Origin of the sequence: Chitinophaga tropicalis, from assembly GCF_009758205.1 — a bacterium.
In the GTDB taxonomy this organism is placed as follows: Bacteria; Bacteroidota; Bacteroidia; order Chitinophagales; family Chitinophagaceae; genus Chitinophaga; species Chitinophaga tropicalis.
On record NZ_WRXN01000001.1, the window covers coordinates 1,383,108 to 1,407,286 of the forward strand.

Annotated in this window: 14 protein-coding genes; 9 read left to right on the plus strand and 5 right to left on the minus strand. The window is 46.8% G+C overall.

Annotated elements, in window-relative coordinates; translation table 11 throughout:
* The first annotated feature begins 119 nt into the window (after window positions 1-119).
* From GO493_RS05900 to GO493_RS05920, 5 genes are all read left to right on the plus strand, one after another.
* Window positions 120-3,416 (plus strand): TonB-dependent receptor, encoded by a 3,297-nt coding sequence (locus GO493_RS05900; RefSeq protein WP_157305163.1) that lies wholly within the window; start codon window positions 120-122, stop codon window positions 3,414-3,416.
* 19 nt (window positions 3,417-3,435) lie between these two features.
* Complete coding sequence (locus tag GO493_RS05905) at window positions 3,436-5,031, plus strand: RagB/SusD family nutrient uptake outer membrane protein (RefSeq protein ID WP_157305164.1); 1,596 nt, start codon at window positions 3,436-3,438, stop codon at window positions 5,029-5,031.
* A 218-nt stretch (window positions 5,032-5,249) separates the two neighbouring features.
* Window positions 5,250-6,617 carry a glycoside hydrolase family 27 protein gene (locus GO493_RS05910; protein WP_157305165.1) on the plus strand — a complete coding sequence of 456 codons (1,368 nt, stop codon included), beginning with the start codon at window positions 5,250-5,252 and terminating at the stop codon, window positions 6,615-6,617.
* Window positions 6,618-6,620: 3 nt separating this feature from the next.
* Window positions 6,621-8,843 carry an alpha-N-acetylglucosaminidase gene (locus GO493_RS05915; protein WP_232538746.1) on the plus strand — a complete coding sequence of 741 codons (2,223 nt, stop codon included), beginning with the start codon at window positions 6,621-6,623 and terminating at the stop codon, window positions 8,841-8,843.
* Window positions 8,836-9,990 carry an acyltransferase family protein gene (locus GO493_RS05920; protein ID WP_157305166.1) on the plus strand — a complete coding sequence of 385 codons (1,155 nt, stop codon included), beginning with the start codon at window positions 8,836-8,838 and terminating at the stop codon, window positions 9,988-9,990. The genes GO493_RS05915 and GO493_RS05920 overlap by 8 nt, the downstream gene beginning before the upstream one ends.
* Window positions 9,991-10,083: 93 nt before the next feature.
* On the opposite strand, the gene GO493_RS05925 is transcribed toward GO493_RS05920, so the two are convergent.
* The 4 genes from GO493_RS05925 to GO493_RS05940 all read right to left on the minus strand — a co-directional run bounded on the left by GO493_RS05925 (window position 10,084) and on the right by GO493_RS05940 (window position 16,475).
* Window positions 10,084-10,977 carry a DUF4349 domain-containing protein gene (locus GO493_RS05925; protein WP_157305167.1) on the minus strand — a complete coding sequence of 298 codons (894 nt, stop codon included), beginning with the start codon at window positions 10,975-10,977 and terminating at the stop codon, window positions 10,084-10,086.
* An 86-nt stretch (window positions 10,978-11,063) separates the two neighbouring features.
* On the minus strand, window positions 11,064-13,193 hold the full coding sequence (locus GO493_RS05930) for a type IA DNA topoisomerase (RefSeq protein WP_157305168.1): 2,130 nt from the start codon (window positions 13,191-13,193) through the stop codon (window positions 11,064-11,066).
* 114 nt (window positions 13,194-13,307) lie between these two features.
* Entirely contained in the window at window positions 13,308-14,978 is a 1,671-nt protein-coding gene (locus GO493_RS05935; RefSeq protein WP_157305169.1) for an FAD-dependent oxidoreductase, read from the minus strand.
* 96 nt (window positions 14,979-15,074) lie between these two features.
* The gene (locus GO493_RS05940; RefSeq protein ID WP_157305170.1) at window positions 15,075-16,475 is read right to left on the minus strand and encodes an ATP-binding protein; all 1,401 of its coding nucleotides are present in this window, start codon (window positions 16,473-16,475) and stop codon (window positions 15,075-15,077) included.
* A 115-nt stretch (window positions 16,476-16,590) separates the two neighbouring features.
* Between GO493_RS05940 and GO493_RS05945 the strand changes: the two genes are divergently transcribed.
* The 4 genes from GO493_RS05945 (at window position 16,591) to GO493_RS05960 (ending at window position 23,199) form a co-directional block, all read left to right on the plus strand.
* On the plus strand, window positions 16,591-17,136 hold the full coding sequence (locus GO493_RS05945; RefSeq protein ID WP_157305171.1) for an RNA polymerase sigma-70 factor: 546 nt from the start codon (window positions 16,591-16,593) through the stop codon (window positions 17,134-17,136).
* 60 nt (window positions 17,137-17,196) lie between these two features.
* A complete protein-coding gene (locus GO493_RS05950) occupies window positions 17,197-18,138 on the plus strand; it encodes a FecR family protein (RefSeq protein WP_157305172.1) in 942 nt (313 codons plus the stop codon).
* A 238-nt stretch (window positions 18,139-18,376) separates the two neighbouring features.
* Window positions 18,377-21,733 carry a TonB-dependent receptor gene (locus GO493_RS05955; protein ID WP_157305173.1) on the plus strand — a complete coding sequence of 1,119 codons (3,357 nt, stop codon included), beginning with the start codon at window positions 18,377-18,379 and terminating at the stop codon, window positions 21,731-21,733.
* Window positions 21,734-21,744: 11 nt separating this feature from the next.
* Window positions 21,745-23,199 (plus strand): RagB/SusD family nutrient uptake outer membrane protein, encoded by a 1,455-nt coding sequence (locus tag GO493_RS05960; RefSeq protein WP_157305174.1) that lies wholly within the window; start codon window positions 21,745-21,747, stop codon window positions 23,197-23,199.
* A gap of 120 nt (window positions 23,200-23,319) precedes the next feature.
* Here the strand turns inward: GO493_RS05960 and GO493_RS05965 are convergent, their stop codons facing one another.
* Complete coding sequence (locus tag GO493_RS05965; RefSeq protein WP_157305175.1) at window positions 23,320-24,099, minus strand: glycoside hydrolase family 16 protein; 780 nt, start codon at window positions 24,097-24,099, stop codon at window positions 23,320-23,322.
* Between the last annotated feature and the right edge of the window lie 80 nt (window positions 24,100-24,179).

Here is a 24,179-nt window from a genome sequence, read left to right on the forward strand (position 1 = left end):
AATTGCATGATTATGTAAAGGCCCTTCCTATGTTCCGGCCTTTATCAGCCAAAAACGCAGCTTGCTGCACCGCAACCCGCGTCAGACCGCGTTCGTTGCCACGTAAAATATTTCTCGTTATGAAACTGACTGTTTTTCTGTTGACTGTCATCTTTCTCCAGGCAAATGCCACAGGATATGCTCAGAAGCTGAGCCTCTCCCTGAAGGACCGCCCGCTGGAAGATGCTTTCCGCGAAATCAAAAAGAAAACCGGCTATACCTTCTTCTATAAGCTGCAGATGCTGGAAGATGCCAGGAACGTAAACCTTCAGGTTGAAAATACTGACCTGGAAAAGGTACTGGACATAATATTTAAAGATCAGCCGCTCACCTATGAGCTGGTGAATAAAACAGTGGTGGTAAAAGCCAAAAAACATGGCAGTGGTGCGCTTATGGTGGTACAGCCTGAAGCCGCACCTGCACTGGTAATCTCCGGTAAAGTAACTGACGATAAAGGTAGTCCGCTGCCAGGTGTATCTGTACAGGTAAAAGGCACCTCAAAAGGTACACAGACCAATGGCAACGGTGAATATACCCTGAACGGAGTGGATGATAAGGCTGTACTGGTATTTAGTTACATTGGTTTCCAGACAAAGGAGATTCCCGTAGAAGGACGCAGCAACATTGCTATAGCCCTGCAAACCGGCGCCCTGGGCCTGAGTGACGTTGTAGTAGTAGGTTACGGTAGCCAGAGCCGCAAAGAACTGACCAGCTCTGTAACCTCCGTAAAAAGTGAAGATCTGAACCGTGGTCCTATCAACGACCCTGCACAGCTGCTCCAGGGTAAAGTACCAGGTCTGAACGTAACAAACAGCGGCGATCCTAACAAAACCTCTACCATGATCCTGCGTGGCGCCTCTACCTTACGTACCGGCGCTGCCCAACAGCCTTTCTATGTAGTAGATGGTGTGCCTGGCGTAGATATCAGCCTGATAGCCCCTGACGATATCGCTTCTATCGATGTACTGAAAGATGCAGCAGCTACTTCCATTTATGGTACACGTGCTTCCAATGGTGTGATCATGGTTACTACCAAACGTGCTAAGAAAGGGACAACGCAATTGTCCTACAGCGGTTATGTGGGCTTTGAAAAAGTAGCCAATAAGCTGAAGATGATGAACGGCGCACAGATCAGGGATTTTGTGAGTAAGAACGGCCTGGCTTTTGATCCTGTAGACGATCAGAATGGAAATACCGACTGGCAGAAAGAAGTAGAACGTAATACAGGCATATCTCACAACCATAACGTTTCAGTAAGCGGCGGCACTGATAAAACAGTGTATAACGTAAGCCTGAACTACTTCAAGAAGCAGGGTATCATCAAAGGCACCCAGTCAGAACGTATTAACGGCCGCCTGTACCTTGAGCAGAAAGCGTTTGACGACAACCTGAAACTGGGCTTCTCCCTCAGCAACTCTGTTACCAATTCAGATAATATTCCTAACCTGCAGGTGACAGAACTGACCACTGCAAGTAACTCTCCTGAAAACACCAATAAAGGATACCTCCTGGAAAACATGGTGAAATACCTGCCCACTGTACCTGTATACCAGGCAGACGGCAGCCTGACAGAGAACTTCAAAAGAGAGAAATATTTCAACCCGGTAGGTCTGCAGACCAATGCTTTCAGCAAGCTGCAAACCAAAGCAGTAGTAGCCAACGTAACTGCTGAACTGAAGCTGCCTTTCGGCTTTAAATACAACCTCAGCCTGGCCTGGCAGAATATCCAGAGAAACCAGGGTACTTATTATAACAGCTATTACACTACCAATTACGGCAGCTTATTGCCTGTGGGAGCCGTTAATGGCCTGGCATATCGCTCCTCCTACCAGAATACCAATACTATCGCTGAAAACTACCTTACCTACGACAAGAAACTGGGGCAACACTCTATTACCGCACTCATTGGCTACTCTTTCCAGGAAGATGGAAATGGAGACGGTTTCCAGAGCAATAACTATAACTTCCCTTCAGATGCGCTGGGTTATTACGGCATAGGTCTGGGAAGCAACGGTGCTAATTTCCGTACAGACTGGGGAAATACTTATTATACCAAACTGCGCCTTATTTCTGACTATGCCCGTCTGAACTATAACTATGCCGGCAAATACTTCCTGCAGGCTACTGTTCGCCGTGACGGCTCTTCTGCCTTCGGTACACAGAACCAGTGGGGATACTTCCCTTCTGTATCAGCAGCATGGAATATTACAGAAGAAGGATTCATGAAAGGACAGGGTATTGCTGATGAACTGAAACTGCGCGGTGGCTATGGCGTGACTGGTAACTCTCTCGGCTTCGATCCTTTCATTTCAAGACTGCAATATGGTACGGCCGGTTACTTCAATAATGCCGGCGCGTGGGTAACTGCTATCGGTCCTACCCAGAATGCTAACCCTGACCTGAAATGGGAAAAAACAGCGATGAGCAATATAGGTCTGGACTATTCATTACTGAATGGTATGATTACCGGTACCATCGACGTATATAAGAAGAAGACATCAGACCTGATATGGAACTATCCTGTACCTACCACGCAATATCCTGTAGGTACACTTACTGCCAATGCTGGTGTGATGGTGAATAAAGGGATAGAGGTGACCATCAATGTAACGCCGGTTAAGAGCAAAGACTTCTCATGGACAAGCTCACTCAACCTGGCGCATAACAAGAACCTGATCGAATCTATGTCTAATGAAAGGTTCAAGCTGGACTCTATTCCACTGATGCAGCCGGATGGTGGCGGACAAACAGGCGCCACATTACAGCTCATAAAATCAGGGCACCCGATTGGCCAGTTCTTCACCTTTAAATATGCCGGTAAAACCGCTGATGGTATCTCCCAGTTCTATAATGCAAAAGGAGAAGCTACTTCAAATGTCTCTTCACTGGTGAACGGAAGAGATTATTATTATGCAGGTAATGCACAGCCTAAGCTGCTGCTGGGATGGAACAACTCTTTCACCTACAAACAGCTGTCCTTTAATTTCTTCTTCCGCTCTACCCTGGGCAACCAGATATTTAACGCTACACAGGCAGACCTGAACCGCCCTGCTACAGCTGCTATCAACAACCTGCCGGTTTCTTCAGCTAACGAATCTGCTAAAGACGTTAATGCTTACAGGTATTCTTCCCGCTTCATTGAAAAAGGTGATTACCTGCGTCTGGACAACGCTACTGTTGCATATACTTTTAAGAACATCTCCAAAAACTTCCGTTCTCTCAGGTTATATGTAAGCGGTAACAACCTGTTCACTATTACAGGATATAAAGGTATTGACCCGGAAGTGAACCTGGGTGGTTTAACACCTGGTGTTGATGCAAACAACTTCTATCCAAAAACACGCACTGTCCTGGTAGGATTGAATGCTACGTTCTAATTATTTAAAAGTATTGGTCATGAATAAGGTACTTCGAAATATATTTTTCTCACTCCTGTCAGCAGGCTGTTTAAGCGCCTGTCACGACCTGGATGTGCCATTGGAAAGTAAACTGAACCCTTCCAACTTTCCACAGACGCAGTCACAGTTTATCCTGGCTTCCGGCCCTGTATATACTGCATTTGGCAGCGCTACGCTGACAAGGGAATACTGGTTCCTGCAATCGCTCAGCACAGATGAATGTATACTTCCTGCCAGGGGCGGTAACTGGTTTGATGGGGCCAACTATCAGCAGATGCACCTGCATACCTGGACGCCTGACAACGGTTGTGTAAACATGGGCTGGTCTTTGCTGACCACAACTATCAGTACCTGTAACCAGGTGCTGTCTACTTTTGCTTCTTCACCGGTGGCGGCAGATCCGCAGATACTGGCGGAAGTAAAAACAATGCGTGCATTATCTTACTTCCTGATGATGGACCTGTACGGTAATATTCCTGTAGTAACCACTTTCGGGGATACTGCACAGCCACGTACTACTAAAAGAGCAGATGTGTTCACCTTCCTGGAGAATGAGCTGAATACCGCATTGCCTAACTTAAGCACCACTGTGAACTCAAGCACTTACGGCCGCCCTACAAAATATGCCGCATTTGCTATCCTGGCAAAGATGTACCTGAATGCAAAAGTGTATACCGGTACTGAGCGGAACGCAGATGCTGTAAGAATGTGTGACAGCATCATTACTTCTGGTAAGTATGCGCTGGAAAGTGATTATAAGGGCATGTTTGCTATTAACAACGGTCCCCAGATCAAAGAATTCATCTTTGCAGTACCCAACACTAATGCAGCTACAGCAAATTCGCAGACTAACGGCCAGTTCTTTGCCCGTTACTACCTGCACCGCGCGCTGAGAGCTAAATACAAGCTGCCTTTTACACCAAGCGGTGCTGTGAGCGTATTACCGGAATTCTACAGTTACTTCAATCAGCCGGGAGATGTGCGTAACAATATCTGGCTTACAGGAAAACAGTATGACTATAGCGGAAATCCTATTGTGATCTCCACTACCAATATAGGATATGACGCCGCCTATTCCGGCGCCAACCCTACAGCGGCATACAATTATGAGCTGACATTTACGCCGAATATCGTGCTGACCAACGTGCCTAACTTTGATGCAGGTAATGATGAGAAGAGCTGGGCAGAAGGTTACCGCTGTATCAAGTTCTATCCTGACAGTACCTCTACTTCCAGGAACCAGGATAATGATTATCCTATCTTCCGTTATTCAGATATCCTGCTTACAAAAGCAGAGGCAATACAGCGTGGTGCTGCTGCCACTAACGGCCAGACCGCTTTATCGCTCCTAAATGACTTGAGGGCTATCCGTAAAACTACAACATTGACAAGCGTAGACCTGGAAGCCATTTATGCAGAAAGGATGCGCGAGCTGGTATGGGAAGGCTGGAACCGTAACGATATGATCCGTTACGATAAGTTTGAAGGTTCATGGGGATATAAGACAAATGCAGATCCGAATCGCCGCCTTTACCCGATACCTACTTCAGCAAGGACATTAAACCCCTTACTGGATCAGAATACCGGCTACTGATTCCAGCTGGCCGCAAACCAGCAAGCTCCTATCAAAAAAATTGCTTTTGCCGGGGGCAAAAGCAATTTTTTTGAATAATCAGACCAGCCGGCATCAGAAAAAATTCAAATCGGTTCGAAAGAATATGCTGCCCTGAAAATACTAAGAGTGCTACTCTGCCTAAAAAAGCATACATTTATGTGTTTTTAAGACACTTATTCCACGAAACCTTTTTTATCATGCAATTTATACGTTCTGTCGCGATCCTTTTTTGTTGTTTTGCCGGGCATGTTGCCATAGGTCAGATTGCTGCCACACCACCTATGGGCTGGAATAGTTATAACAGCTTTGGCGGCGCGGTACATGAAGATGAAGTAAAGGCTAATGCAGACTACATGGCAAAATACCTGAAACCTTACGGATGGGAGTATGTCGTGGTGGATTACTGCTGGTATTATCCGCATCCTCCATTAGCAAAGGTCTCAAATGCACCGCAGTTCCAGCTGGAAGACGGAGCATATGTACCCTGGTGCTCTATGGATGAATACGGAAGACTGACACCTGATGTATCTAAATTCCCTTCTGCTAAAGATGGTAACGGCTTTAAACCACTGGCAGATTATGTACATTCTCTCGGACTGAAATTCGGTATCCATATTATGAGAGGCATACCCCGTCAGGCTGTATGGGCCAATACAAAGATACCGGGCACTACTGCAACCGCTGCAGCCGTTGCCGATAAAGCTTCCATCTGTCCCTGGCTGAACCACATGTACGGCCTGGACATGACAAAAGAAGGAGCACAGGAATATTACAATTCACTGATAGATCTGTATGCTTCCTGGGGAGTCGATTATATTAAGATGGACGATATGACGGCTGATGCCAAAGTACGGGAATACCATCAGGCAGAAGCTGAAGCCATCCACAAAGCTATAGTGCGGAATGGCAGGCCTATTGTACTGAGCCTGTCGCCCAAACACCTGATCAAAGAGGTGGCAAACATAAAGGCCAATTCCAACCTGTCCCGTATTTCTGACGACTTCTGGGATAGCTGGAAACAGCTGAAAAGCCAGTTTGATCATTGTGCCGAATGGATGGGAGTAGGTGCGCCAGGCTACTGGCCGGATGCTGACATGCTGCAATTCGGTAAAGTATCCAAACGCGGGCCAGTACTACAGGAACGTTATTCCCGTTTTACAGAGGATGAACAGCTTACACATATGACACTCTGGTGCATGTTCCGTTCTCCTTTAATGATGGGAGGAAACATGCCGGAGAACACAGCGTTTGTAAAACAGCTGCTCACCAACAAAGACGTACTGGACATAGATCAGCATAGCATCAACAACCGTCAGCTATACCGTAAGGAAGAACTGGTGGTATGGGTTTCACAAATGCCGGAAACGGGCGACTGGAACATCGCATTCTTCAACCTGAACGACACCGCAAAAGAAGTAAGTCTCAACTTTGCAGACCTGGGCCTTAAGGGCGGCTGGAAAGCAAAAAATATCTGGACACAGCAGGCAATGGGTACTGCTAAGAACAGTTTTAAACAGGAGGTAAAGCCTCACGGAACATTGTTGTTCCGCTTATCAAAGAAATAAAAGATGATGAACATATTGACTGGCTGGCTGCGCACAGGCTGTGTGGCAGTGATCTTATTTGCCTTTACCATTACACAGGCCAGGGCGCAATTGGATAAAGCGGCCGCACTGGCGCTTATCAAAAGGGTAGTACCGCAACGGGCGGTTTCATTTACAGTGGAAGCATTACCGCAGGAAGAAGCAAAGGATGTTTTTGAGATCACAGCGAACAATGGAAAGATAGTACTGAAAGGAAACAATGGCGTAGCGGTAGCTTCTGCACTGTATTACTACCTTACAGAGTATGGTCATTGCCAGATCACCTGGAACGGCAGCAACCTGCAATTGCCGGCGGAGCTGCCAATGCCTGAAAAGCCAGTCAGGAAAACAACGCCTTACCAGTACCGCTATTATCTGAACTATTGCACCTTTAACTACAGCATGAGCTGGTGGGACTGGGAGCGCTGGCAGAAAGAGATAGACTGGATGGCCCTGCACGGCATTAACATGCCACTGGCGGTAACAGGAGAGGAGTATACCTGGTACGAGGTGTATAAGGAAATGGGATTTTCCGATAAAGACCTGGCAGATTTCTTCTGTGGCCCGGCTTATTTCTCCTGGTTCTGGATGGGTAATCTGGATGGCTGGGGAGGCCCGCTGCCTCTCAGCTGGATGAAAAGCCACAAAGAATTGCAGCAAAAAATAGTACGGCAGGAAAGGGCGCTGGGCATGAAACCTGTACTACCGGCGTTTACCGGGCATGTGCCTGCAGCATTCAGGAAGAAATATCCCAATGCAAAACTCAAGACCACCAACTGGACCAATGGTTTTGCCGATACCTATATTTTGGATGCTGAAGACCCGCTCTTTGCAGAGATAGGGAAACGCTTCCTGGAAAAACAAACTAAGCTTTACGGTACGGATCATCTGTACTCTGCAGATACTTTCAATGAGAATGAGCCCCCGTCAGATGCACCGGAATACCTGTCTGAACTAAGCGCAAAGATCTATGAAGGCATGCGCCAGGCAGATACGGCAGCAGTATGGGTAATGCAGGGATGGCTGTTTTATAGCGACCGGAAATTCTGGCATGATCCGCAGATAGAAGCATTGCTGAAAGCAGTGCCGGATAATAAGATGATCCTGCTGGACCTGGCAGCCGAAATAGAGCCTGTATGGAAGAGGACCGCTGCATTCTATGGCAAGCCCTGGATATGGAATATGCTGAACAACTTTGGAGGGAATGTGAACCTGTTTGGCCGCCTGGATGGCGTAGCCAGCGGGCCGGCAGCAGCATTGCACGATACCGCTTCCGGTAAGCTGTCAGGTATAGGCCTTACTATGGAAGCCATAGAACAGAACCCTGTTATTTATGAGCTGACCATGCAGCATACCTGGCAAACAGAACCTGTAGAACTGAACGCCTGGCTGCGTAAATATGCCAGGAACCGTTACGGCAAAGACAACGATTCTCTGGTCAAAGCATGGCAGATACTCCGTAAAACAGCCTATAACGGAAAGCTGATAAGGGATGGCGCCGAATCCATTATTACCGGCCGGCCAACATTCGACTCTACTACCAAATGGACAAGAACATTACTGAACTATCCTCCACAGGACCTCATTCCTGCCTGGGACCTGTTTATACAGGCTGCCGGAACAGGAGTTAAAACCGATGGCTTTACTTATGACCTGGTAGACATCTCCCGGCAGGTAATGGCTAATTATGCACTGCCATTACAGGCAAAATGGGTGAAAGCATTCAGGACAGGAGATAAACAGGCATTTACCCGTTACAGTACTGAATTCCTGCAGCTGATCTCTGATATGGATAAGCTGCTGGCTACCCGCAAGGATTTCCTGCTGGCCCCCTGGCTGGCATCTGCCAGGAAGTGGGGTACTACGCCGGCAGAGAAAGCACTGTATGAAATGAATGCACGGGACCTGATCACCCTCTGGGGAGATGCTGAAAGCCCCCTGCATGAATATGCCAACCGCCAATGGAGTGGGCTGCTGAATGATTTTTATAAAAAACGCTGGCAACAATTCTTTACCTTACTGGAAGAATCCCTGAAAACAGGAGTAGCGCCAGACCTTAAGACATTTGAGTATACTATCAGTGGCTGGGAATGGAAATGGGTGAATGAACAGAAAGCTTTCCCTGTTGTTACTACCGGAGATCCTGTGAAGGTATCGCAGGAGATGTACAGGAAATATCATCATACAATAGTAGCGGCATATGAGTAATACTTTATCCACACGCCCTGCCCGGTTACTTTCACTGGACGCCCTGAGGGGATTTGATATGTTCTGGATAATGAGTGGCGATCAGATCATTCATGAACTGGCAAAGGCTACGGGGTGGCCACTGTTTGTATGGCTTTCCGGCCAGCTGCATCATACCGTGTGGAATGGTTTTACCTTTTATGATATGATCTTTCCGCTATTCCTGTTCATAGCCGGCGTGTCTATGCCTTACTCCCTGCAGAAGAAAGTACAGCTGGCGGGCGTGGATAGTCCTGAGCTATTACCGGCTGCAGAAAAACGGAAGTTATACGCCAGCATGCTGCGTCGTACTATTACCCTGGTTATCCTCGGTATGATAGTGAATGGCCTCCTGAAGTTCAATGGCCTGGAAAATACCCGTTTTCCCAGTGTATTGGGCCGGATAGGGCTGGCCTGGTTCTTTGGTGGATTGATCTACCTTAATACTACTGTTCGTGGTCAGATTATCTGGCTAACAGGTTTATTACTGGGATACTGGGCGCTGATGATGTGGGTACCCGTACCTGGGTATGGCGCCGGCGTGCTGACGATGGATGGCTCTCTTGAATCATACCTGGACAGGATATTGCTGCCTGGCAAACTGCATGATAAAGTACATGATCCGGAAGGCGTGTTATCTACCCTCCCCGCTATAGGGACCGCTTTGCTGGGAATGCTGACAGGTACTTTCCTTCAACGTGACCGGCCTGGTATAGATATGCGGAAGAAAGCATACCTGCTTTGTGCCGCCGGTGTAGTGCTGGCAGTACTGGGGTTATTGTGGAACAGGTTTTTCCCGATCAATAAGCGTCTTTGGTCAAGTTCTTTCGTATTGTATGTAGGAGGATTGAGTTTACTGTTATTCGCCGTTTTCTATTATGTGATAGATGTAATAGGATGGAAGCGCTGGGCTTTCCCGTTTGTGATCATTGGCATGAACTCAATTGTGATCTATATGGCTGCTGAAGGTATGGTTAACTTTGCCCATACAGCCAACTATATTTTTGGTGGATTGATCCACTTGCTGCCTGTTATCTGGCAACCTGTACTGGCGGCTGTATCTGTAACATTGATACAACTGGTGTTACTATATTTTTTATACAGGAATAAATTATTCCTGAAAGTTTAACCATTTTCTTAGCCGCTGCAGACCAGATCTCTTTCCATAAAAAAACGCTTTTGCCCAAGGCAAAAGCGTTTTTTTATGTTGTAGTTTTAAATACTATTCTTCCAGCTTCTCCGCAATACGATTAATCACTTTCAGCCTGTCAATGATCAGCAGCAACACAAAGGCGCCACACAATGCGAATACCGCTGCAAATACACTATATGTGAAATAATGAATGCTCCACTCTAAGGCAACTCTTACCCGGTGGATCAGACTGATCTTCCTATCAGTAGCTCCTTCATACAGTGACACTTTTACGGTACAGAATTCATTCTCTGTATCAAAATTACCCAGTTCAACGCCCAGTTCCTGCAGCTTCCCTTCTATTTCCAGTATCTTGTCATGCAGGGATACAAAGTCTGTAATAGGCCCTGGTCTTGATTTTAACTCATCCAGAGATTGCAGGGTTTTCAACAGGGATTCCTTCTGAGCATTGAGCTGGCGGTATTCATTTGTCTTGTCGACTTTTGTTACCACAGTACCTTTGATCACTCCTATCTTCTGGATGGCAAGGTAGAAAGAATCAAATGCTTCAGGGTTTACACCTATAAGCAGGTGTAATTCTCTGCTGCCTTTCTGTCCCAGCGCCTGTTCATATTGAATAATAGCTTTAAAGGCTTTTGTTTGCTCTGCAATGAGTTTGCTGTCTTTATCAAACTGGGATGATTTAGTTTTAACAGAAGCCGTTTTTTCATACTTCTGATTGGTGGAGAAGTTATGCTGCTGCGGACTGCTGCTTTGAAGGCTTTCTCCTTTATATGATTTTTCAGAAGCATAGTTCTTACGGAGATTGCTGATGCTTTCGAAGAAATCTACACTGTAATCTCCTGTTTGCCGGTTATCTGCGGACACATAGCCGTAAATGAACCGGAAGATAAAGAACAGGGAAAAAACAAGTGCTGCCCAGCGGAGCACTCTCCATAATCTTGATTTGAATGTTGTGGTCATTGGATGTTGTATATAGGTTGAATATCTGGTAGTAAATAATTGTCCCTGAAAACAGATAATATTATCTGTAATATAAAGTAAATACCTTATTTCTCAACTACCAGTTCAAATGCAGGGCTCAATACCAGTTTCCCTTCAATTTCTCCTTCAGTCCCCGGCAGTTTCCAGCCTTTCATCTTACCGGTTTTACCCTTGGTTAACAGGTCTGCTATTTGTTTGTCTGTCAGTTTTTTACCGAAGATCTCGAATGGTACTTTAAAGCCGCACACCTTGAAGTTGGCGCAGCCGTAAGCGGTATTTCCTTTTTTAAGCGGGTGGTCTTTACATTTAGGGCAGGCATGTTCTGCTATAACTACAGCTTTTTTGGGCTCTTTGGGTTTGGATTCCTTTTTCGGTTTCTCTTTTTCTTCAGGAGCAGGAGGCTGTTCCTGGGTAACGGTGATCACTTTGTAATTGGCAGTCTTAACCTCAATGGTAAGATCTATTACCATTTGTATCAGTTCCTGCTTAAAGGTTTCCATGGCGTATTCCCCTTTCTCTATCTGCCGGAGTTTACGTTCCCATATACCTGTCAGTTCAGGGCTTTTCAGCAATTCTGTCTGAATGGTATCTATCAGGTCTATGCCTGTTTGCGTGGCATAGATATTCTTTTTTCGTTTCTCTATATATTTTCTGCGGAAAAGGGTTTCAATGATATTGGCCCTGGTAGAAGGCCTGCCAATACCGTTATCTTTCAGCAGTTCCCTCATTTCCTCGTCATCTACCTGCTTGCCTGCCGTTTCCATAGCCCTGAGCAGGGTAGCTTCCGTAAAAGCTTTGGGAGGAGTGGTTTTACCCTGGTGGATACGGGGCGTATGCGGGCCACTTTCACCTGCAGTAAATACAGGTAGTATTTTTTCTTCCTCTTCACCTTCTTTTTTGGGCGCCACATCATTGGCATATACTTCTTTCCAGCCTGGTTCAAGTATCTGTTTACCGGTAGCCTTAAATTCCACCTGTCCTACTTTCCCTAACACGGTGGTATTGGCAATCTTACATTCAGGGTAAAATGCCGCAATGAACCGGCGTGCTATCAGGTCATAGATACGTTTTTCTTCCAGGTTGATGCCGGACGGATATATACCGGTAGGGATGATAGCATGGTGATCTGTCACCTTTTTATCGTCGAATACCGTTTTGAGTTTGGGTATAGGTTGAGCCAGCAGGGGAGCGGTAAGCGCTGCATATGGCGTCAGGTCTTTTAAAATACCTTCAATTTTCGGATGAAGGTCTTCCGAGAGGTAAGTGGTATCTACCCTGGGGTAGGTGACCAGCTTTTTCTCATAAAGGTTCTGAACGTATTTTAATGTATCGTCTGCAGAGTAAGCGTATTTCTTATTGGCTTCCACCTGCAGGGCCGTCAGGTCAAAGAGGCGGGGATTGCCTTCTTTACCTTCCTTTCGTTCGAAGGAAGTGATCTCAAAAGGATGTTCCTTAAGATATGCCAATCCTTTCTGTGCCCTGTCCAGCACCTTGATACGATCTATGGTAGCTGTAAATTCTGTTTCCCGGTAAATTGTTTTCAGCTCCCAGTATTCTTCCGAAACAAAGGCGTTTATTTCTTTCTGGCGTTGTACTATCATAGCCAGGGTAGGTGTCTGTACCCTGCCTATGGATAGTACGGTTTTCCCCATAGCAAACTTCTTGGTGAACAGCCGGGTAGCATTCATACCCAGCAGCCAGTCGCCAATAGCACGGGCGCTGCCGGCGGCATAGAGGTTATTATACTGAGCTGCATCTTTCAGTTTCTGGAATCCTTCACGGATGGCTTCTTCTGTAAGGGAAGATATCCACAGTCTTTTAACAGGAGCGGTACACTGGGCTTTGAGCAATACCCAGCGCTGTATCAGCTCTCCTTCCTGGCCGGCGTCACCACAGTTGATCACTTCCTCACATTGCTGTACCAGCTGTTCTATTATTTTAAACTGCCTTTGTACCCCATCATTTTCTATCAGTTTGATGCCAAAGCTGGAAGGTATCATAGGCAGATCTTCCAGCCGCCAGAATTTCCATTGCTCTGTATAATCATGAGGTTCCTTCAGGGTACAGAAATGCCCGAAGGTCCAGGTTACCTGGTACCCATTGCCTTCATAATATCCGTCTTTGCGTTGTTTGGCCCCGATAATTTCAGCAATATCTCTGGCTACGCTTGGTTTTTCAGCAATGCAAACCTTCATAGTAAATCAACATCTGTTTGAGCTGTTTTATAAGGAATTGTTTGTCCGCCGTGGCGGACAAACTCAGATACTACAAAAACAGGGTAGCAAATGTCGTACAAATAGCTAAAACACCTATTTAACTTCCGCAAGATATTTATGCACAAAGCTGATGGCCATAGAACCTTCTCCTACGGCTGCCGCTACGCGGTTCATTGCGGTAGCGCGCACATCGCCGGCGGCAAAGATGCCGGGACAGCTGGTTTCCAGCAGGTATGGGTCACGCTCCTGTTTCCAGATCTTCCTGAAGCTATCGTAATTTTTCAGCTCCCTGCCGGTTTCAATGAACCCTTTCTCATCCTTGATAATATTAAGAGCTATCCAGTCGGTAAATGGTTTGGCGCCAATAAAAATGTAGAGGGCGTCTGCGTTGACAGTATTACTATCTTTAGTATCTACGTTGGCGATCACCAGCTTTTCCAGTTTCTCATGGCCTATTGCCTCGGTGATCTCGGTCTTTGGTTTTATGGTGATGTTGGGAGTGCCGTTGATCTGATCTATAAGATAAGCAGACATGGTGCTGCTCAGATCTTCCTTGCGGATCAGGATGTATACGTTCTTCGCAAACTTGGAGAGATACATAGCGGCCTGCCCGGCGGAGTTGCCGCCACCTACTATATATACCTCCTTGTCTTTACAGGCAGTAGCTTCTGTCATGGCGGCGCCGTAATAAACGCCGGCCCCTGTAAAGTCTGCAATGCCTTTGGTTTCCAGCTGCCGGTAATCAACACCGGTGGTGATGATCACGCTGCGGGTGGTGATGACGGTGTTATCTTCCAGGATGATCTGGTTATAGCCGTCTCTCTGTTGTATATCTTTTACTGACTGGGGAGTGATGATCTCTGTACCAAGGCGGGTAGCCTGGGTAAGTGCACGGCGGGTTAGTTCTGCTCCGCTCAGTCCTGTGGGGAAGCCCAGGTAGTTCTCTATCCTGGAGCTGGTGCCTGCCTGTCCGCCGGGAGCGCGTCTTTCTATCAGTAATGTTTTCAATCCTTCGGAAGCGCCATACACACCTGCCGCCAGCCCTGCCGGTCCGGCCCCTATGATCACCACATCGTATACATCATGTTTCACCTGCGGATTCAGCCCTACTTTATGCGCTATTTCCATGATAGAGGGACTGGGCAGGAAGCTGCCATCCTCAAAGAAAACAACAGGCAGGTCCTGCAGAGAGAGGTTGTTCAGCGTCAGCAGCTTGTTGCTTTCTTCGGTTGATTGTATGTCCAGCCACTGATAGGGGATGAGATTACCGGCAAGAAAATCCTTGATGGAATGCGATTTCTGAGAGAACTGGTAGCCTACTACTTTGATCCCTTTGAAATCAGGACGATAAATATTCTGCCAGTCGTCCAGCAGTCCGTCTATGATCGGATACAGCTTTTCTTCCGGCGGGCTCCAGGGCTTAACCAGGTAATAGTCCAGCTGTACGGAGTTGATAGCCCGGATAGCGGCGTCGGTATCTGAATAGGCGGTGAGTAGTACACGCCTCGCGTCAGGATAAAATTCCATTGCTTTTTCAAGGAATGCTACTCCTTCCATTTCAGGCATGCGCTGGTCTGAAATGAACATGGCAACGGTTTCACCTTTGTTCTTTAACTCCAGTAAAGTTTCCAGGGCTTCTTTTACCACCGTTGTGCTTAATATTTTATAGCTATCGCGATATTTACTTTTGAGGTCGCGGGCAATGGCACGCAGCACCTGCGCGTCATCGTCAATACAAAGAATAAAGGGTTGATTCTGACTCATGGTTCTGATCTTATAATGGCATAAATCCGTGTCAAAAATAATTATTATGATCCTGAATAATTATTGTCGGTTTTACTGTTTCTCTTGTAAATAGACTTAGCCATTGATAGGCAAAGAAATAATGAACTTTGTTTCGCCTGGTTTGGATTCTGCTTTCAGGTAGCCTTTATGTTGTCTTACTATCTGTGAAACGATATCCAGTCCCAGTCCGGTGCCTTTACCCGGTTCTTTTGTTGTAAAGAAAGGATCGTAGATCCTGGTGAGGATATTTTCTGGTATACCGGGGCCATTGTCCTTAATAATAACTTTTAAACAGTCCCTGTCCCGTTCTGTCTTTATTTCCAGTTTACCTTTCTTATTAACCTCCATGGCATCTATGGCATTGTCAATAATATTGGTCCATACCTGGTTCAGTTCTCCTATCAATGCCCTGATGGGAGGAAGGGTGGTGTCAAATTCCTGTACTACTTCTATATTGGCCTTGCGTAGTTTATAATGAAGGATAGTGAGGGTATTCCGGAGGCCATCGTGAATATCTGTGAGCTGTTTATCATAACCCTGGTCCATATGGGTGAACATCTTGACAGATCCTACCAGGGTGCCGATGCGCCTGGAGGCTTCTTCAATATCTGCTACTATCTTTTCAATGACCAGGTTGTCATTGATCCAGTTGAACACAGGAGATATATTTTTATTGATGCGTTCCCTGAATTTGTCGAGATCTGCGGTGGTGAACCCGAACTCTGTAAAGTTCTCTGCCAGCTCAGCCGCATTTTCAACATCATTGTTATCCAGCCAGTCTATCAGTTCATCTTCTTTCTCTGAACGTTGCATGAGTGTAAGAGGCGGCGTGGTTTTATGCTGTTCCAGTATTTCGAACAGTTTATCTCTGACTACATCCACATCTTCCGGTTCCATGCGGATGGACATGACCTTTTTAAAGGTTACTGGTTCCAGCTGTAAATGTTTTTTCAGTGTCAGCGCTCCTCTTACTACTGCTGCTGCGGGGTTGTTCAGCTCATGCGCCAGTCCGGCAGATAATTTACCCAATGCCATCATCTTTTCACTCTGGCGCAGGAAGGAGGTGTATTCCCGGACGCGGGTGGTCATGACATGTACAAGTGCCTGGGTCAGCTCAAAATGCTGGCGTATCAGGTCCTGGATCTTACTTATGGGTAGTGTCATGACTTCTGCTGTTTCCAGCACTTCTCCCAGCACCGAAGAAGTATATCCCCTGGAGAAGGGCAGGTAACCACCTATATTTTTAGGTTCGAGGATGAGCAGTTCCCTTTTCTCGTTATTCTGTATCTGGGTAAGGCGTATAGTACCGGAAACAAGAATGTGAGTGCCTGTCTGCTGGGCGCCAGGTTCATACAGGGCTTCTCCCGGCTGGAGAATATGGCATTCGCTGTTGTCTATCAGCCATTGGAGCTGATCGGCAGGAACGTCTTGTAAGGCTTCAATGGAATGCAGCCATTCTACGGTTACGTTGGTCATAAATGAATGGTTATGATTGGTAAGTTAGGTCATTTCCGGGATTATGGACTTCTTCGGAAAATAATATGAGCATTAGAAAATTATTGCTACTTTAAGGTACTTTTTACACACGCTTATGTCATATAGGACATTAGAGGACAATGAATTACTGGATCTGGTCAAGCTCTCTGACGGGAAGGCTTTTGACGAGGTCTATCAGCGCTATTGGCGTAAGCTGTATGCTTTGGCTTATTATCATCTGAAAGATAGCAGTGAGGCCGAAGATGTGGTACAGGAGATCTTTGTAAGCCTGTGGGCTTCCAGGGAACGGACCAATATCCGCTCTTTATACGCTTACCTGGCCACCGCCACCAAATATGCCGTTTTTAGCCATTTCAGCCAGCCTGCAGGCAAAACCACTTCACTTGAATCGTTAATGAACAGCCAGGATGTTACACTTTCCCCGGCCGATAGCCGTTTGCTGGAAAGGGAGATCCGTGACGAGATCAGCAAACTGCCGGAGAAATGCCGGCTGGTTTTCAGGTACAGCCGGGAAGAAGGATTGTGTAATAAAAGTATTTCCGAGAAGCTGAATATATCCACCAAAGCAGTAGAGAAGCATATTACCCGGGCGCTCCGCCAGTTACGGGTGCAATTGAAACACTTCATTTTTTTCTGGTAGGAAAATTTTTTTTAGACCCGAGGTAGGGTATACTCCTCTTTTTCCATACTATTTCCCTGTATGACCAGAGAACAGCTATCCGTCTTAACCAGAAAGTACCTGGATGGTACTGCCAATGCCGAAGAAAAAACCTTACTGGAAAAGTGGTACCATTCTTTTGAAGGAGAAGAATTGGTGGCAGAACTGCCTGAAGGAGTGGACGAGGGTATGCTGGAAACGCGGCTGAAAGAAAAAATAGACAGGGAAAGGAACATACGTAAGGGATTGCTGGTACAGATGCGTCGTTACCGGGTAGCAGCAGCAATATGTTTGCTGGTGGCCACAGGACTGCTGGCCATTATCCTGCAAGGAAGGAAAGTCTATGCCACAGGGCATCAGCCACGGTTTGCCATGTTGCCGGATGGGAGTAAAGTATGGTTGAATGCAGATACCAGGCTGGTATATACAGATTATCCGCTGTTACATGAACGTAGCCTGTCACTGACAGGGGAGGCATATTTTGATGTAGTACGGGATCCGCAGAAACCATTTATTATTCATTCCGGAAGCATGACCACCAGGGTACTGGGAACAGCATTCAATATAAAAGCATATCCCGGAGAGCCGTTCTACGTAACGGTTACCAGCGGAAAGATCAGGCTGGAGGATAAGAAGACCAGGACCATTACTTTTTTGACGCCGGACAGGCAATTGAAATATAACAACCAGAATCGGCCTGTGGTAGCGCAGGTCAAGGCAGCAGCTGCCTACGCATGGACCAGGGGACAACTTGAATTCTACGACCAGTCATTTGTACAGATAGCCAGGACTATTAAAAGAAATTACAACATAGAAGTGGTGTTTGCCAGTGAATCACTGCAGCATTGCATGTTTACCGCAAGTTTCGAGAAAGAAACGCCTGTAAGCCGTGTTGTGGACCTGCTGTGCAGGATCAATAATGCCAGTTACACTTTCAATGCAGACAGCAGCGTAGTAACCGTGAGTGGAAAGGGATGTCCCTGATACGAAAAGCCTAAAATTTCACCTGTATATATGAACAATATCGTCGTCAACAGTACCTGAGACAGGATAAAACACCCCTGTACCCGGAGGCACAGGGGAATGTTTTACAGCAGGGCATCTCATGTCGCCAAACCTGTATGCCCGTGCTACTATTTATTAATAAATAATAAATCGTATTAAAGTTATGAAAAAAACAGCGCATACACGGGTGCCGTGTATCCAAGCCATATTGTTCCTTATGCGATGTTCGGTCTATATATTGGCCTTTATCTGCACTTCCACGTTCACGCTCTTTGCCAGTACAATGGAAGGGCAGAATATCAGGGAGGTGAAGATAAACCTGAACGCCAGTCATCAGAAACTGGAAGAGGTCCTGGGCAAGATCCAGCAGCTCACTCCCTTCCGGTTTGTATATAATTCTTCCCAGGTCAAAGCTATTCCGCCGGTTAGTATTAATGTCACCAATACTTCTGTGGAGACTATCCTGCAGCAATTGCTCACTCCCAACCACTTCAGTTTTGAGCAGAACAAAGCGCAGGTTATCATTACACGCACGCAGGACCTGACCTTTGCCACCCTGAACAGGGCTATCCCCACAATGGTGGAATGGGCAGATACTTCCATCACTGCGCAGGGCAAAGTAAGGGATGATAAAGGACAACCCCTGCCAGGTGTGACTATCACCATAAAAGGCAAGAACAGGGGAGTAGCTGCAGATGCCAGCGGTAATTTCGCCATCAGGGCAGATGAAAAAGATTCCCTGATATTTAAAGCTATAGGATTTGCTCCACTGACTGTAAGCGCAGGAGGCAACCTGGGCAATATTGCCCTCTCTCCCAGCACTACCAGCCTCAGTGACGTAGTAATAGTAGGTTATGGCAGCCAGACAAGACGCGACCTGACAGGTACTATCACTACTGTAAAAGGCGCCGATATCAGGAACCTGCCAGTGAGCGATGCTGCCCAGGCCATTCAGGGCCGTGTGGCTGGTGTGGACATTGTACGCTCTGACGGATCGCCGGGTACCACCCCTTCTATCCGCATACGTGGTACAGGTACTATCAACAACTCTGAACCATTGATCATTATAGACGGAGTGCCTGCCAGCAGCCTGAGTGATATTAATAATAATGACATTGCTTCCATGGAAGTGCTGAAAGATGCGTCTTCCTCTGCTATCTATGGTACCCGCGCTGCAAATGGTGTGATCATTATCACTACCAAAAAGGGCAGTTACAATGAAAAGCTGAATACTTCGGTGAATATCTACAGGGGCGTTTCCAACGTACGCCGCTATATTCCCCTGCTTACTGCTCCGGAACTGGTAACGCTGAAACAGGAGCGTTATACCAATGACGGATTGTCTGTACCTGCTATCTGGCAGGATCCTTATTATGCTGTACAGCGTACTGACTGGCAGAAGGCGCTTTTCAATACCGGAAATGTCACCAATGCAGATATATCGATCAGGGGCGGAAGTGCATTTTCCAATTACCTTTTCTCAGTGGGTTATTATGATGAGAAAGGCATGATCACCAATACCTATTTCAAAAGATATACAGTACGTATCAACTCAGAGCACAGGCTGAATAAACGTCTGAAAGTGGGCGAGAACCTGCAGCTGACCGCCCGTAAACGCAACGCGCTGGATACATATTCTTCCCAGACAGGCCTTATCTTCAGCGCCCTGCGTTTCAATCCTGCCATACCGGTGAAAGATGAAACGGGCGCCTATGGCTCTGCACAGGCAAGCAATGAACTGGGGGACATCAACAACCCGGTATATACTGCAGAAACTACCGATGCCTGGGTGAAAAGCTACCGGGTACTGGCCAATGCCTTTGCTGAACTGGAAATTGTCCGCGACCTGAAATTCCGCGTGAATTACGCCTTTGACGGTACTCTTAGCAACTCATATACCTTTTTGCCCAAGACTCTGACACAGGTACGTACCAGGGACGACGCTGAATTAACACAGGGTGATACTACCTCCAACAGTCAGCTGGCAGAAGCATTTCTGACCTTCAACAAAACACTGGCGCAGAAACACCAGATCACCCTGACAGGAGGTGTTTCCTACCAGAAATATACCGGTAGCTATTTTGCTGCCAAACGTAATGGCTTTGATGATGAATCGCCTGACATGCTGGTGCTGGACAACGGTTCCCTTGTAATTGATGCAGCCGGTAATTACCATGCTACCAATGTGCTGGCATCCAGTTTTGTAAGGGGCTTTTACAGCTTTAAAGGTAAATATCTGCTTACTGCCACAATGCGTGCTGACGGTTCTTCCAGGTTTGCAGAAGGCCATCGCTGGGGATATTTCCCCGCAGTATCTGCCGGCTGGCGTGTATCTGATGAGAACTTCTTTAAAGAGAACGTTCATTTCATGAGCAACCTGAAAGTTACCGGAGGCTGGGGTGTATTGGGTAACCAGAACGTAAGTGAATTCCAGTACCTGGCAGCTGTAGCCAAGAACCGCCGTTACAATTTTGGCGACCTGCCAGTAACCGGTACCTGGAATGCCAGTATTGCCAACCCGAACATCACCTGGGAAAAAGCGCACATGACAAACATCAGCATGGAAATGGGCTTCCTGCAAAGTGCGCTGAACGCGACCGTTACTTACTTCAATAAGAATACAATTGACATGCTGGTACCTGCGGTGCAGATGGATACACATGGTACATCGGTAGTGCCTGACCAGAACATAGGCCGTTTGAACAACCATGGTGTGGAGCTTGAACTGTCTTACCAGGGTGGCAAAAAGGACTTCACCTATTTTGTGGCGGCCAACGCTACAATGATCAGGAACAAAGTAACGAAGCTGTATGCTAAAGATACTTACATCAGTTCTTCCAACTATGGCCGTCAGAACCAGGAGATCTCCCGTACCTATGAAGGACAGCCTATTGCATCCTTCTATGGCTGGAAAACAGCAGGCCTGTACCAGACCCAGAGTGAGATAGATAATGACGCCTACCTGGCAAACGACAGCAGGCGCGCTAACATTAAGCCCGGCGATGTTCGCTTTGTAGACGTAAACGGAGATGGCGCTATCACTGAAGCTGACCGTGTGAACCTGGGAGATCCTAACCCACGCCTGCAATACGGTATACAGATGAGTGGCAACTATAAAGGATTTGACCTCAGCCTGGCCTTTACCGGCGTAGCAGGTGTGAAGCTTTATAACGCTGATAAGATGCAGGGCCTTGATCCTACTTACTCTTATAACTATTATAAAGAGGAGATGAACCGCTGGCATGGAGAAGGTACCAGCAACAGCATTCCCCGTATGACGCTGACAGACAATAACGGCAACTACCGTACGTCAGACAGGTTTATTGAGAAAGGCGATTATTTCGCGCTGCGCAACGTAGCGCTGGGATATACCATTCCTGCAAAACTCTGGGGTAACGCCGGCGGCCCTGGTATCCGGGTGTATGTGGCAGGACAGAATATGTTCATCCTTACCAACTACAGCGGTCTGAATCCGGAGCTGGGATATACCGACGGAAACAGGCAGAGAGGTGTGGATGTAGCTACTTATCCGCAGGCAAGAAGTATTACTGTGGGCGCTTCGCTTAATTTTTAAATCAGGGGATCATGACAACTAAACATATTATACTGGCAGTGGGTATGTTGCTTTCCGTAACTGCATGTGATAAGGTACTGGACGTAACACCCAAGGGCAATTATACTACCGCAACCTACTGGCGCACACAGTCAGATGCGGTGAACGGTATCACGGGGATATACAACATATTACTGGAAGAAGACTTTACAGGGCATGCCGAGTTCACGTTCGACATCTGCTCTGATGATGAATACCGTGCGGGCGACCACTCAGAAGATGTTGCCATCGAGAACTTTACCTACGACGCATCCAATGCACAGGTGAGGTTCAGCTGGAGATGGAAATATGAGATGATCAACCGTTCAAATAATGCGCTGATCTATATTCCTAAAATAGAAAAGATGGATGAGGATATCAGGAACCGTAGCCTGGGAGAAGCGCATTTCCTGCGCGCATTTGCTTACTGGCGGCTGATGCTGATCTATGGAGAAGTACCGGTGGTTACAGAAGATGATGTGCTGGCCAGCAGCTATAACCATCCTAAAGTAAGTGCAGACAGCCTTCGCGGAATGATACAGACAGACCTGCTGGCAGCAGCCGATCTGTTGCCTGACACTTATGGCGCTAATGATAAAGGCCGTGTTACCAAAGGCACAGCATGGGGTTTCCTGTGTAAACTGTATATGAACTGGGAAAAGCTGGACCAGGCTCTTATCTACGGAGAAAAAGTAACTACCAGCCCTAACTATAAATTGGCTTCTACCTACCTGGAGAATTTTACACCAGCCACCAGCAACAACGACGAGATGCTGTTTGCTGTGCAGACAAGCGATACCTGGGGGTATTCAGACTTCACCACTTACCATACGCCACGTGAATGGGGCGGCTGGAACTTCCATCAGCCGTTGCAGACCCTTGTAGATGAATTTGAAGCGGGAGATGCACGTAAGGCCGTATCTGTAATGGGGCCTGGAGATAAAGTAGATATAGGCACTGAAATAGCTACCTATAGCGCAAGCATGTCAGAAACAGGATATCATTTCCGTAAGTTCTCTTCCTGGAAATCTAACGGAGGGTTGAACTACTCTCTGAAAACACCACTGCTGAGAACTGCCGATATCATGCTGCTGGTAGCTGAAGCCAAGATCCGTACACAGGGCGCCGGCGCCGGCGATGCAGAGATCAACCAGGTAAGGAAGAGAGCCGGACTGGCTGAGGTGAGTGGTGCAGGTATGCCGGCACTGATGCACGAACGCCGTTGTGAGCTAAGTGGTGAGAATGAGCGTCACCAGGACCTGATTCGCTGGGATAAAGCCAAACTGATAGATATCACTACCTATTATAACAAACCTAAGTACGGTAAGAACGGGAATATACTGGTAGCTGCAAGGACCTTTGTAAGACCTAAGCACTATTATTTCCCGCTGCCACAGTCAGAGATCGATAAGAGTAACGGAGTGCTGATACAGAACGAGAATTACTAAAATAGATTTGTCTGTGAAGGTTTATATATAGACAGAGCCGATGAGTTGCTTTGTAAACGAGAAAGAGGTTGTATTAACTACAACCTCTTTTCTGTTTATGATAACCGATGCCATTCTGCTTTATGCCGGAATGAACCTGAATGAATGTATGATTATCTCAACTTCAGCGCCATTGGCAGGCGCCTGACCGCTGAAAAGCCATAAATTCATATGTATGGGCAGAGCCAGCGTACTTACATTATACCCGGCAGGGGTTGTCCACGGGAAGAAGGCATTGGCTTCGCTGGTAGTGAAACCATGATATCCTTTGTAGGAAACAGAGGTGCTGTTACGGGTAAACGTATGAGTGGTATAAGTACCATTCAGTTTCAGCTCGTTGGTCTGGCTTACGCTTCCTGAACCTGTTGCAGGATAAACAGTATAGTTATAGTTATGCCAGGCATCATTACCCCAGCGGGCAAACTCAATATCTATTTCATGATGCCCGTTATCGCCTGACTTATAATTGAACAGGCCCAGCACAATATTCCTGTCCAGCTTATCTACAGCGCCTTCTACTTCCCATAGATAGGTACCGTAGCCGAAGGTCTGGTTGGAGATCACTTCAGCACAATACCATAAGCCTGTAGCGGCGTCCCTGCTTATTTTCAGGTGCAGCCAGCCATTGCTGTCTACCCATACGTTGTTACTGCTCCAGTAGTTAGGGCCGGGAGCAGACAAACCCTGTTGTCTTATCTGCCAGGTATAGCCGCTGAAATTGACGGTAGCGGCAGCTGCAGATACCCTGGCATTGGCATCTGTAGTAGTGTTAGTTGTTTCCTCGCTGATCTCTGGAGCGGTGTCTTTGGCGCAGCTGCTTAGAACTGCTACGGTTAACAGGAGCATTGCAATTTTGTACATAATAAATGGTTTATTTAGAGGTTTAAAAAAAAGCACGGTCTATATAATGACAACGGAGCAGGAGGATACTTTGATAAGGA